At 43.1% G+C, this 13548-nt stretch carries 7 protein-coding genes; all 7 read left to right on the plus strand.

The annotated features are described in order from the left end of the window. Positions 1 to 282 precede the first annotated feature (282 nt). The 7 genes from CPA45_RS20145 (at position 283) to CPA45_RS20175 (ending at position 13051) form a co-directional block, all read left to right on the plus strand. Positions 283 to 1122 carry a hypothetical protein gene (locus tag CPA45_RS20145; protein ID WP_133066804.1) on the plus strand — a complete coding sequence of 280 codons (840 nt, stop codon included), beginning with the start codon at positions 283 to 285 and terminating at the stop codon, positions 1120 to 1122. Further along, positions 1119 to 2306 (plus strand): sugar-transfer associated ATP-grasp domain-containing protein, encoded by a 1188-nt coding sequence (locus CPA45_RS20150; protein WP_096654697.1) that lies wholly within the window; start codon positions 1119 to 1121, stop codon positions 2304 to 2306. Before CPA45_RS20145 ends, CPA45_RS20150 begins: the two co-directional genes overlap by 4 nt. A 78-nt stretch (positions 2307 to 2384) precedes the next feature. After that, positions 2385 to 3779 carry an enolase C-terminal domain-like protein gene (locus CPA45_RS20155; protein WP_096654699.1) on the plus strand — a complete coding sequence of 465 codons (1395 nt, stop codon included), beginning with the start codon at positions 2385 to 2387 and terminating at the stop codon, positions 3777 to 3779. Positions 3780 to 3790: 11 nt separating this feature from the next. Beyond that, a complete protein-coding gene (locus tag CPA45_RS20160) occupies positions 3791 to 5695 on the plus strand; it encodes an acylphosphatase (protein WP_096654701.1) in 1905 nt (634 codons plus the stop codon). A gap of 13 nt (positions 5696 to 5708) precedes the next feature. Continuing rightward, positions 5709 to 6878: an ATP-grasp domain-containing protein gene (locus CPA45_RS20165; RefSeq protein WP_096654703.1), complete on the plus strand. Its 1170-nt coding sequence runs from the start codon at positions 5709 to 5711 to the stop codon at positions 6876 to 6878. Between the two features lie 26 nt (positions 6879 to 6904). Then, a complete protein-coding gene (locus CPA45_RS20170) occupies positions 6905 to 8854 on the plus strand; it encodes a CapA family protein (protein ID WP_096654705.1) in 1950 nt (649 codons plus the stop codon). Positions 8855 to 8908: 54 nt separating this feature from the next. After that, positions 8909 to 13051, plus strand: coding sequence for an MmgE/PrpD family protein (locus CPA45_RS20175; RefSeq protein WP_165771596.1), 4143 nt, complete (start codon positions 8909 to 8911; stop codon positions 13049 to 13051). The last annotated feature ends 497 nt before the right edge of the window (positions 13052 to 13548 follow it).

Consider the following 13548-nt stretch of genomic DNA (forward strand, 5'->3'; position numbering starts at 1 on the left):
CTACCACGCGCCAAGGGAGATCGAGAAAATCGCGGAAGCAGCTTAATAAAAGTGTCCGCTACGACTTGACCAGAACAAAGTGCGGTAAAAGACCCGCTGGGTTACTACTTAGCGCATGGCATACAGCAAGGGCACAACCCAGGGCCAGGATTTCACACGCAGTGGTACCTAGAAGAGTACGACGATGTACGCGGTGCTTCTATAAACCCACTGCTGCACTATTTACGTTACGGCAGGGAGGAAGACCGCAGGCCAACCCCCTTCCTGGGCGGCGTGCAAAGCATGCTGCACAATCAAGGCAGTGCAAACAATCACCGTGTTATATACAAAACACGCAGAAGCGCAGACCTAAGTCACTTAGGCCGCGTTAAAAGGCTAGAGCACAGTGAAGGTGTGCAAGCGTGGCGTGAATTTAGTCATACTTTTCGTACGCAGCAGGGAAACCTTGCCCAGCAGGAAGCAGAATACCTGCATAACCGTGGTTTTCTACCCAACCGTAAGCGCCTTTACAAGCTGCCAGACACACGTGTAGATGCCTATATCAGCGATCTACAAGCTAGCCTGCTGGCCCACACCAATGGGCCAATGCAACCCTTGCTGGAAAATACAGAACTACAGTGGCAGCTCTATAACCAGCGCATACCGATGGTGGCTAACCCCACAGTGACTAAACAAGCACTGCCCACAGGGGCTGTGCTAAAAGTGATTTTAATAATGGACCCAGCAGGTGCAGGGCTGGTGCCACTTTCTGTTGTGGCTACCAAAAAAGCCACCGCCGCCACTGTGGGCATGGCGCTTAGTATGCAGCTATCACCCAACAGTGGGCGTACCCGCAGTGTGGCTCGGTTTAACGCCAGTGGCATTGTGGTTGGGCCGAGAAAACCTGTGCCCTGGGAAAAATACCGCTATAAGTCTGCTTGGTTACAAGCAATTAAAACGATCATACTTCCATTACAAAGCGAATCGCTTTACTCCTTTATACAAGTAGATATCGATATTTCGACACCAACCCCAAAGCTGATTCGCTTGTTGGGCATGCCCACTGTGGAAGACTTTCAGGTACATGGCCCATTAATGCAAAACCAAACAGCCATCGACTTTATGCGTGAGTTTGGAATATGAAGAGAGATACCACCTTTTGGGCCACCAAGCACGCATCCAAGACCCATCCAGATGCTCAGGAAACGGAGGTAGTAGCACTTAGCGACACCGTGCTGCCGAAAGACCACCACAAGCGTCTAATGGAAAGCCTTAAAGAAACCGACCAGCTTGCGCTACTAAAACGCTTTACGCTGGACTTTCATGCCGACCCAGACTTAGCACGCCTAAGCGAAGAAGAAGCTCAGTTCTTCTACGAGCGTGGCTTTTTACCTGAAAAAGCAAGGCTTTATGGGCTAAATCGCGACAATATCGATATTTACCTAAGCGATGTGCAGCGCTGGCTTACTCGCTTAGTAAACGGCTCTTATAGCATTGTTTTTAATAACAAAATACTATTTGACCAAGTGTTTGGCCAGTATTGCAATGTACCGCGTACTGTAGCGGTATGTCGCCAGGGAAGGGTAATACCCCACACTGATCTATGGCAACAGATAGAAGCCGGCCAAGCTGGCCCACTAATGCTAGTCGCCAAGCCCTTAGGTGGTGGCGGTGGCGGCAGTGTGTACTTTATTCGCATAGATAAACGCCACGCCGTGGTGGAAACCAACGATGCAACGAATCCGCGCTTCAGTGTAAAAGCAGAAGCGCTAGGTGAAGTATTTAGCCGCCAGCGGGTGCCGTTTATTATTAATGAATATGTACAGCAAGGGGAGTTTTCTAAGCGACTTTACCCACTTACCGTTAACACGGTACGTGCTTTAGTGGTTCGCAATTCAACTACTGGTGAGCCTTATTTAGTACGTGCTGTATTAAGGGTGGGTAATAGTGAGTCTTACCCAATTGATAATTTCTCGTTGGGTGGGCTAAGCATAGAAGTGAATAACGAAACAGGGGAGCTAGGCCACGCAGTGGCAGCAGCAGGCCGGTTTACCGGCCAACGTTGGGCAGCGCACCCAGATACTGGCGAAAGAATTACGGGTGCTTATATTCCCAACTGGCAGGCACACAAGAATAAACTGCTAACTTTATTCAACAAACTGCCTTATCTGAAGTACTGTGGCTTCGACTTAATACTTCAAGATGATGACTTTGTTGTATTAGAGGGAAATAGCTATAGCCAAGTACGGCTTTTTCAGATGCATAAACCACTGTTTAGCAATGAGATAGTCGTTGAGCTGTATGCTAAATATGGTATTATTCGTTAACGCCAGCATTAATCTTAATTAGCATTTTACGAATGCTTAATTCGACTGTTAATTAAACCCTATTTAAGAGGTGGTTGTGTGAAAATTTGTAATGCAGAAGTAGTCCTGTTGAAAAACATGCCTTTGAGTCGTGCTGAGCGCGAGGCAAAGACACAAGAAGGATCAGCTCAAGCAAAAAAGCCGAGTGAGTACTCATTTTTTATTAGAGTGACAGGAGAGCATGACGGAGCGCCTTTAGTAGGATTAGGCGAAGCAAGGCCTACAAGTGCCAGCGAAGAGACGTTGAAAAGCACCCTACGCTACGCTCGCAAAGTGGCAAGGCGTCTTGTGGGTAAGCAGTTGGATTTAACGTCTCAAGCGCCTACTGAGCATGCGAATGACGTTGTACAAGAGATTGTCAGCGATATTTCTGGTATCGCTGGTAATGTAGCAAGTCAACGACGCCCAAGCCCTTCCGTTTGCTTTGCAGCTGAGTGTGCACTGCTAGACTTAATCGCCAAAAACCGTGGGGTTAGTGTTGCGCAGTTAACCAGCTCAGAAGCGCCGCTAAACGTTGAGCGCAACGTATTCAACGAGCCACTCAAAAACCCTGCACGGTTACAGCGTTCTATCGCCAAGGGCAAGCAAGTGAGCGGTTGGCTTCGCCGTGGTAAGCGTATCAGCGGAAAAGATGCCAGTGCCCTGGTCAATTCGCTTCTGTTCGCTCTTTCAGAAGGCTCCCACGATCTTAAAGGTATTATTCTGAACGCAGGCCAGCGCTGGTCTCCGGATGAATGGAGTGATTTCTGTGATGAAGTTGCCCTCACGGGGCTAGCTGCTAAACAGAATGTCGCGATTATCGTTGAAGATCCCTTCCACGAAGATGCCGATGCTTTTTACCAGCAAGCATTTTCCAAAATGGAAGGTACCCCGCTACGTATTATGTTATCTAAGCCAGTGTGGGGCCGGGAATCAATCAGCCGCTTAGCCATTTACCTACCGCATGTGGAACTTAAAATCGTTCCTCAAAAAGCAGGTGGCTACCACGAAGTATTGGAAGTCGAAAAAGAGGCAGAGCAGCATGGCTTCAAAGGCGGTATTTTCTTAGCTGGTGTTAATGGCACTACAAACCTGAACTCAATTGCTATGGTTTCGTTGGCCAGTGCCATGCGCTTTAATCGTTATTTCTCAACCTCGTTCAAAAAAGAGGGTAAAACGCGCTTAGTGTATCCTCATGTAACGCTTGAAAATAGCCAACTACAGACGCCGGAAGGCCCAGGTTTTGCGACTAACCTATGTCGTTCAGGGTTGCGCAAGCGCTTGGTGGAGCTGCACGCGTTCAGTGAAGACGGTCGTGCGAACACGCGTGAAGTACGCAAAGCGTTGCTCGAAAGTGTCTATGATGATCGCTTTATAGATCGCGAGCTAGCTGAACAAGAACGTTACAGTTACTCTGACAAAGCGCTAGAAGCTACCCTCAACCCAACTCAATAATGGTGTTGTAAATGTCGCAAGACCCTTTCTATGTTACACGCATTGAGCTAATCGCCTATGACAAGCCATATAGCGAGCCTGTTGCACGCAACATATGGGCAAGTGGTGCCACGCAGGCTAACTTCTACCTTAAAGTGGCAGTTACCTGTGCAGGTGAAGAGCGTGTAGCTGCTATAGAAGGGGGGCTGGGGCAGCGTAGCGGTAAGCCGATGGCTGCCCGTTACTGGGATTACCTGGAAACAGTAGCATCACGCTTAATGGGCAGCGAATTAGCGCCTGAGAAATTTCTAAGTGGCAGCATGCCCGCTGCCGCAAGGAAATGGGTAGAAGCTACTGATAGTTTGATTGATAACGCAGGCCCACTTGATAAACGTCAGTGGAGCAAAATACAGTCTGCTGTTACCAGTACTTACAAACTGCTAGGAAAGGTATTCAAAGCGTTGGCACAGCAAGAGGCAGCCGAAACGGCTGCCTCCGATACTGCGCTAGTGGAAGCACTGTTCTCAAGGGCGCAGAACGTTCTCTACCTGCCAGAAGCAGAGCCGCCAACGTATACCTATCAACCCACTATCAAGGGTAAGCCTCAGACCCCTTCAGAGCCGCTATCACCCAACAGTTCTAACGACACCGTGCTTATGCTTCCGTTAGGAACGATGGACGCAAAAAGCCACTTAATGGAGCGTGAGTGCGTACGCCAGGGCTACAACATCCTGCGTACTGGTAAAGGCGTTTTTACAGCGGATAACAATGGCCAGCGATTCTATTTCAAATTAAGTCGTTCGCCATTGGTGAGTATTGATGCTATTTCGCTATGTACTCACAAAGAAGCGACGCGTGAATTTTTAGCGCCACTAGGCTTTCCGGTTCCCCGTGGGAGAATGTTCCCTGCAGGTGACTACGAGAACGCTACAAAATTTGCCAACTTGATTGGTTATCCCGTCGTTGTAAAACCAGCGACCGGGGTGCGTGGTATTGGTGTAGTACCAAACATTACTAGCGATACAGAGCTAAAAAGTGCTTTTCATGTGCTTGAGAGCAGTAAGCTAGGCCACGATGATTTTATCGTAGAAAAACATATATTCGGTGAAGATTACCGCATTATGGTGATTGGTGGCACGGTGCGCGCTGCGACACTAAGGGCGCCAGCCAACGTAACCGGTGATGGTAAGCACAATATTGCCGAATTAATACTGATCAAAAACCGTTACCGCCAAAATATCCCGCACCTGAAATCACGGCCCATTGTATTCAGTGAAGCTACCCGATATCAGCTGGATAAACAGGGGCTAACGCTACACAGCGTACCTACGGCGGGCAAGCAGGTCATACTTTCCGGCTCTTGTAACCTCTCCCAAGGGGGCGATAGCGTTAATATTCTGCATGAAATGCACCCGAGCATTATCAAGGTAGCGGAAGACGCTGTAAAAGCAGTTCCTGGGCTGGATTATTGCGGTATTGATTTCTTGATCGAAGACCACCGTAAGCCTGTTGGTGAAACCGATATAGGTATCTGTGAGCTAAATGCACATGCCGCTATTGGTACCGCCTGTTACACCATGTTTGGTGAACCGGTAAACGTGCCAAGAGATGCTATTGAAGAAGTGTTGATCAAGAATAAGTTACCGCTTACGCCATTACCTGAAGACAATATTGCTGTACAGGTGAACATCCGCGGCAAAGTAACCGGCGTTGGCTATCGTAAATGGTTTGCCCGTCATGCACAGCGTAGCGGCCTAACAGGTTACGTGAAAAACATCGGGCCAAGGCAAGTGGAAGCGGTGCTGCAAGGATCGCTAGTGGGAATCACCGCGCTAACAACCGCGTGTATTCGAGGGCCATCCGAAGCGTTGCCAACCTCGGTTCGCACAACGCATCTCGATGTAACCCACTACGATGAATTCACTCTAATTCCCTGAAGGCTAACCCGTGATGGATGCAAGTCTCGAAAACTTCACAGATTTACTTGGCAAGCTGCCTGCTATTACGCGGGAAGGATTGTTAGTGCATGCAATGCGTATGCCCAACAGCGCCCAATCATTACTGCTGCCCCGTCAGCTGGCCTATTATTACCAGCAAATACCCACGCCAGAAGCAGGGGCAGAAAACATTAAGCCAAGCGGTTATGTATGTGGTGTAAGTGGCCGTAACTTGTTGCCCGAAGTTAATTTTTGCCAGGATATTCGCGCATGGCGTGCCAGGCTAGAACGTTCAGGGGTTAAGGTTGTAAAAGCCGCATCGTTTTCGGGCCGCTCAATACGTGACCACATTCGCTACGCACGAAAAATTGGCTATCCCGTTGTACTTAAGCCTGTCATACGTAACACATTATTTGAAGAGTACATCAAAGATATTAAAAATGATGCAGAACTGGAGTTTCTGTTCAGGCAGTCACGCGAGCTTAAAAAGCAAAAAGCCAGTGATTTATCCGCATCTCCCTATGCCATGACACGGCTTTCAGAAGATCATATTGACGAGCACGGCCGCAAATTTCTGCCGTTAAGTGTGCGCTATATGGTCGAAAAGCAGCAGCAAGGCCAGCAACTAAGGCTTATAGTGGCCTTTGGCAAAATAGTGGCTGCGCTTACGAAACCTGCTGGTGCTAAGCAGTGGCAGCAAAGTGCTGATATCCATGAAAGCTACAAAGCGGTTGGCCGTAAAGTGGCCAAGGTTTTGCAGGGAATGGACTTTTTGCGGGTTGATTTAATCGTCGATAATCCCTTAGAGCCAGCAAGCGACGACAACCATGTGGTCATCGCGCTTTCAGAACACCTCAAATGCTATAAGCTCATCACAGACCATTTTGATACCACGCAAGCAATTTTAGAGCAGGTAGCAGAATGCAAAATGCCCGACTTATCAAAGCAAGCAACTATACATGTAGAGCTCTCTGGTGTAAGTAACGGGCTACGGCTAAAGCAGGAGCTAACCGACGTTGCCAATGTGTTAGCGTTGGGATTAAAACTGGATGAGTTAGATGAAGTTACCGGACGGGTTCACTTCGAGCTTAGTGGCCCCACCTGGGCGCTAGCGAGCCTAACGTGGATCTATGCAAATGGGTTAGGCATAAACGAAGTGCCTACAAGTGTTTGTTGCCGATAAAATTTGACGAATGGATTTAACCTAAAATGACGAAGCCTTTCAAAATTACGTTCTGTGGCGATACAAGTCTCGGCTATTATTATCTTGAGAAAAGTAAGAATAAATATCCAGAAGCTTATCAGCGATTAAAAAATGACCCATTCTCTTTTTTTGAAGGGGTTGCTCCCCTATTGGAGGGGAGTGATGAGATAATTGTTAATCTGGAAACAGTGTTAACCAAAAAACCAGGCGAGCCGATTGAAGGTAAAGAATACCCAGGGTTTGATGATCCAGATGTAACTATCGATGTTTTAAAAAAATTGAGGGTTACAGCAGTAACACTTGCCAATAATCACACTATGGATTTTGGTGAGGAGAAGTTGGTTGAGATGATCGATCTTCTTCATGCTAATGGGATAGCTACAATCGGGGCTGGGAGAAATACTGAAGAGGCAAGAAAGCCGTATGTAATAAATCTTCCTGATAGTGAGAATAAAGTTTATATACTTAATGGTATGAGGGCTAGGAAGCGATATATAGAGTATGGTTTCTTTGCTAAGAAAAATAAGCCAGGAATTGCTAGTACAAATGTTGATGCAATTAAAAAAAGCATTGACAGTATACGTAAGTTGGATGTGGGAGCGAAAATCATTGTTATTCCACATTGGCAAGGTATTGACTATAAGGATGTGGGTGAAGCTCAGCAAAAGTGGTGTGAAGATATTTTAACTCTTGGTGCGGACATGATAGTTGGTCATGGAAGCCATAAAAAGGACAAAGTAATTGAGGTTGAGGGTAAAAATGCCTATCTATCGATAGGGAACTTTGTGTTTAATGCTCCCGGAAGGTATGCATCAATGGATGCAGAACCATATGGGCTGGTACCAACTTTAGAGCTTAAGAAACATAACAATCAATGGCTTAGTAGTTGTGAGGCAAAAGTGATTCATACAAATAATAAAGAATCAGGTTTTAGAGTCAAGGAAAAAGGCGCTTTGCCAAGTAATGTGTTTAATGTTTATGACTTTGATAAACCTTTTTCGACAAGTAAGGTAATGTCTGCTGAGTTTGAAAAGCTCGGATTTGACGTTTCTGTAAATGGCAGATATTTAGCTGTAAAGTTAAATGGAAAAGAGTGCCAGTTGTTAGAGACAGAGACAAGTTTTACATCGTTAGTTGGCTTTAGAAGTCTTAAAGACAAAGATGTATCTAGGGAATTGTTTGCTAGAAGTAATGTTAATGTGGCTAATGGGCGGTCTTACAAGGCGTCTGAAAAAGAAGAGGCTAGGTTATTTTTTGAAAGTATTGAGCCGGCTGTGTTGAAACCTCTGAACGGAAATAAAGGAAAGGGTGTTTCCGTGAATGTTGGTAAGGACGGGTTTGATATAGCTTGGGACTACGCAGCTAAATATACAAAAGATAAAATTATAGTAGAGGATTATTTTAATAGTTCTCAAGAGGCTCGTTATTTAGTTGTTGATGGTAAATGCGTGGCCGTTAGCATGCGTATTCCTCCATATTTGGTTGGGGATGGTGAGTCTACAATTAGCTCCCTAGTTGATAAGGAGAATTTAAGGCGTAGAAAAAATCCTAACTTAGTGAAGAGGCCGTTATTAATTGATGAGTCTCGTAAAAAGGGGCTTGAATCTAGAGGGTATAACTTAAATGCTGTGTTAGAAAAGGGAAAAGAGCTTTTGATTGATAGTAAAGCAAATCTATCAACAGGTGCTCATTCAATGGACATAACCGATCTAGTTCATCCCTCAATGAAAGCTGTTGCCGAAAAAGTATCTAAGTCTGTTCCAGGTTTAGATATTATAGGTGTAGATATACTTTCAAAAGACTACACTCAAGCTGCTAGTGAAGATAACTATATTGTTGTCGAGGCTAATACTAGGCCTGGCATAGGTGGTCATATTTATCCGAGTTATGGAAAGCCCATTAATGTAGCAGAATATATAGCACATTCTATATATAGAAAGTTAAATAAAGGTTAATGGTTAATATTTTTTAATGCTTGTAAATTTAATTTAATGGTTTTCGGTGATAATATGATTGAGCTAAGTAAAAAAACTAGCGATTTAGATGTCGTGTTGAAGCTTTTAAGTGAAAAAACATATGAGCTTGATGTTGATCGCTCAAAATTTAAAAAGTTTGATTTAAGTAGTCAATCTAGATTTGTTGCTATTGCCGCTGAAGAAAAAGGGTACGATGTTGAGGTCTATTCCAAAAGACTTTATTCTTTTGAGAAAAGTGGTGTTAAATCATTAATGTGGCTTATGTCAAATACGCCAGTACCTGCTTTTTATATGGCGAAAAGTAAATACTTAACTAAAGAGATTCTGAAAAGAGGTGGGGTTTCGGTTCCTAGTGGATCAATAATACTTAAGACTAAAGAAGAAGCCTTGAACTATTTCTATGATTGTGAAACTCCACAAGTGGTAAAGCCTTCCAGAGGTGCTGAAGGCCACGGAGTGAGAGTTAATATTCAGAGTGAGAAGTATTTACTAGAAGCTATAGATAATATTAAGGCTTTATCAGAGAAGGGAGTGTGTGATGATAATTTTGTCATAGAAGATTATTTTGAAGGAAGAGATGTTAGGCTAGTGGTAGTGGGAGATAAAGTTGCTTCCGCACTGGTTAGAGAGCCTGCTTCTGTTGAAGGCGATGGAAAGTCAAGTATTAAAGATTTGGTTGATTTAAAAAACCTAGTAAGAAAAAAATCTGTTTCTAAAGCAAAGATTAAGCTAACTGAATCAACAGAAAGAGCTTTGCTAAAGCAAGGTTACACTTTTGACTCTGTGATTCCTCATGGGAAAAGGGTATTCCTGGATGATCGTGGCAATGTAAGTGCTGGAGCTGATGCAATAACAATATTGCCTTATGTTCATCCTAGCTACTTAGAGCTAGCGCTTCGGGTAAAGGAACTATTTCCAGAGCTTGACTATATAGGAGTTGATTTTTTAATAAAAGACTTTACCAAACCTGCAAGTAATGAGAACTACTCTGTAATTGAAGTTAACGCTAGGCCTGCACTGACTGGCTCTATGTATCCTACGCATGGAGATCCTGTTGATGTAGCTTCTTTAATAGTTGATTACCATCACTCAGTTAATGCTAATAAGAAGAAAAGGTTGGGGAATGACCATGTTTCGCCACCGATAAGTTACAAGGTTGATTGCAATAGCTATCCTTCTAGTCTATTAAATATGAGATTGATTATTGAGGCTGCCTTTAGACGAGGGCTCAATGTACATTCGTTTAATACAAGAATATTTGAAGTTTATGGTAATGGAGATGAGCCTAAGGTTCACTTCCGTAGAGGTATTTCGAGCTTAACCAGTACTTCCTCAAAAGCAGTGATGGATGATAAGCATCTAACCAAGAAAATTTTGGGCCGTGAAGGTATAAATGTTCCAGCCGCGAACTTGTACGGCAATGATAATATTGAGGAAGCTTTAATTTTTGCAAATAAGCTAAACTATAGCGTTGTTGTTAAGCCTAATTCTGGTAGAGGTGGTAAGTGCGTTTTTGTTGATTTGAAAAATTCTGATGAGGTTCGCAAGAGCATAAGTAATATATTAAAAACTGGTTATCAAGATTATTTGATAGAAGAAAAAGTATCAGGTAGCGACTTCAGGATTTTCGTGGTGGCTGGAGAAATTAAAGCTGTCGCAAAGCGTGTGCCTGCAAATGTAGTTGGTAATGGGATCCAGTCTGTTAGAGAGCTAGTTGATGAAAAAAATAATAAGAGATTGCAAAACCCTTATTTGAAGAAAAGTTTAATAAGTCTTGATGATGAAGCTTCTGACTATCTTGCTTTAGCTGGTTATGATTTTGATAGCGTACCTAAGAGTGGCGAGTTTCTGAGATTGAGGGGTGCTGCCAATGTAAGCTCTGGTGGTGATTGTATAGATGTGACGGAGTACATCCATACAGATTTTAAAAATATTGCTCGAAAGGCTTATTCTTCATTGGGTTATCCACTCCATTTTGGTCTTGATTTGTTTTGTGAAAGTATTTCGGAACCTGCAAAAAAACAGTCTTGGAATGTGTTGGAGATAAATGCTTCACCTGATTTTGGAATGCATCATTTTCCTAGTATTGGAACTGAACGTGATGTCGCAGGTGAGGTGATAGAGTCTATTTATAATAGCCGTTGTCTTAGCTCTGCATTAATCCAGAATAAATATTTTAAGATTGTGGGGATGGAAGTAGCATCCTCTCATCTGGAGGAATTATGGCTCAATGGATGCGAATATGGCTTAACAGGAGGTGTTTTCAGATCTGATGAGAATAGTCTTCTAATGATAACAAAAGGGACTCATTCAGCAATAAATGCTTTTTGCAAGAAAGTTGCTAAAACCTTGGGGGTTGAAGTAACAAATGCATCTAATGCTGAAGTGGATGTATTCTTAAAAGGCTACTCTAGTGATCAAGTGCGTAGTCTCGATAATGTTTTTGTATTAGATGATAGTGTTAATGTTAGCTTGGAAGAAGAGCATCGTGATAGTCTGTATTTTGTCCTTGAGGGAAAAGTAACTAATGTCGGTTTTCGCCGGTGGATAAAAAATAAGGCTAAAGCTCTTGAAATTAAAGGGTGGGTTAGAAATATCGGTGATAACAAAATAGAAGGTCTTTTCCAAGGAGTGAATGATCGCGTACGTGCTTTATTAAATAGTTGTGCTGCAGGTCCAGAAAAATCTTCTGTAAAGCGTATTCTTACAACTAATTTAGATGAAAAAAGTTGTGACGATTTTCTAATAGTAAATACAGCTCAAAGCGAATATATTTCTGAACAAGAGCTAGAAACGTATTTACAGCCTGAAAGGGCTGCTCTGTTTTCACTATTCCCGGCAAATTCTATAGACGCTAAGCGAAGCGAAATTTACAATTATGTTAATGCGCTATCTTATGATGATTTGTCAAAGCATGATGTAGAGAGAGTAAAGCTTTTACTTCTTGATGCACTTGGCTTGCTATATCTGGCATCTGTTGATGAGAGAATGGATAATGTAAGAAAGATAGGTCTTCAACTTGGTGGGGAGGGAGGGGATTCAACTGTACTTGGTATTAATGCGAGGCTTTCTGGACCTGCTGCTGCCTTCGTTAATGCAGCATATATGCAGTTACATGACTTTAACGATGGACATCGAATCGCCGCAGCTCGAAGCGGTGATCCACATCCTGGGCGAGTTGTTATTCCGGCCGCTTTAGCTGAAGCTCAGTCACTAAAAGTTAATGGAAAGCAGCTAATAACAGCAATAGCGCTTGGTTATGATATCGCAACTAAAATCCGCGGTCGTCGCCCTAATCGACCTAAAAGTCCACAATATGCAGTTTCGGCAGTAAGTTCGAAGCTCCGTAATTTTACTGTGCCACAAATTTCAAGCGCGCTGGGGTATTCAGGCTATTTGTCTGCTAGTGGTTTCGGTCAACAAGCTTCAGGTACAGATAAAAACTTCTTAATAAGAGGCTTTCAAGCATATTCAGGTTTGGTAGGTCCAAGAATAGCTTTAACAGGGCAGTCAGGCCCAAAAATAGAGTTTGATATAAAACGTACTTTACCATTCTTACTCTCCGAAGCTGGTTCTGGTTTTGAAGTTTCTAATACTTATGTTAAACCTTATCCAACCTGCAGAATGATCCACTCTTCAATTGAGGCTTTGGAAGGTGCTTTGTCTGAGCTTAAAATAAACCATAAATCTATCCAGAATATAGTGGTTAGGCAGCTACCGGCTGGTATGTATGTTGCTAAAAGAAAGCCTAGCCCTGGTATTAACTATAAAAAAGCTCAGTTTAATATGTATTACTGCCTTGCTCGTTATGCGGTAGACCGTGAGCTAACAGTTAAGCAGTTCTCAGATGAAAAATTAAAAGATGCTGAGGTCTATGACCTTGTGAATAAAATTGAGGTTGTTAGATCTCCGGAGTTAGCTAGGGGCTATCCGTTAAAGAAAAGAACTACTGTTGTAGAGGTGGCTACTGTAGATGGAAGAACGTCTGTGTTCAAAGTTGATCTAGCAAGTGGTAATGAGGTTACACTAGATAGAGACTTGGTTGCTAATAAGTTTTTCCAGAATTGTAGTGGCGTTATAACTCATGAAGCTGCTGAAGAGATTTATGAAAAAGTTATGTCTATTGATAGCGTAGATGATGTGTCTTTCTTTCTCTCCGAGTTAAAGGTTTGCTGAGTTTAACTTGGTTAGGTAGAGAAGCTTCTAATAATCTGGTGTGTCGTTACAATCGAGGGTAAGGTAAGTCGATTGTAGAGACTGGATGGGCCTTCAATATATGTGTTGAGGGCCCATCAATCATTTTAAAGAGAGCCTTTTGCTGTAGATATCTGTAATATTTTGCGAGCGTTGATACTCTTATCGTCACATTCAATGGGCCATGTTGATCCTTGTTTAAATACTTGTACAACAGGATAGTGAATGGTTTTTTGAATAGAGGTAAATGATTGATGTTTGTTCAGGTGCTAATTAGAAGATGGTTCGGTTTATGTGTTTTTATTATTTAATAACGTAGTGGGCTTTGAACTTTAAGATTTTAATATAAGTGGTTTTGTGTGGCACTACACTTTCTCTACTAATTACTAATTACTAATTACTAATTACTAATTACTAATTACTAATTAGTGATGAGTTGCTGATCATCTTTCAAGGCGAATAAAGTGCGTATCTAATAT

The organism is Vreelandella nigrificans, from assembly GCF_002374315.1.
Classification (GTDB): Bacteria; Pseudomonadota; Gammaproteobacteria; order Pseudomonadales; family Halomonadaceae; genus Vreelandella; species Vreelandella nigrificans.

Bases quoted from the DNA above. Each gene is read 5' to 3' on its own strand.
- CPA45_RS20145 (WP_133066804.1), top strand. From the start codon at position 283: ATGCTGCACAATCAAGGCAGTGCAAACAATCACCGTGTTATATACAAA.
- CPA45_RS20150 (WP_096654697.1), top strand. From the start codon at position 1,119: ATGAAGAGAGATACCACCTTTTGGGCCACCAAGCACGCATCCAAGACC.
- CPA45_RS20160 (WP_096654701.1), top strand. From the start codon at position 3,791: ATGTCGCAAGACCCTTTCTATGTTACACGCATTGAGCTAATCGCCTAT.
- CPA45_RS20165 (WP_096654703.1), top strand. From the start codon at position 5,709: ATGGATGCAAGTCTCGAAAACTTCACAGATTTACTTGGCAAGCTGCCT.
- CPA45_RS20170 (WP_096654705.1), top strand. From the start codon at position 6,905: ATGACGAAGCCTTTCAAAATTACGTTCTGTGGCGATACAAGTCTCGGC.
- CPA45_RS20175 (WP_165771596.1), top strand. From the start codon at position 8,909: ATGATTGAGCTAAGTAAAAAAACTAGCGATTTAGATGTCGTGTTGAAG.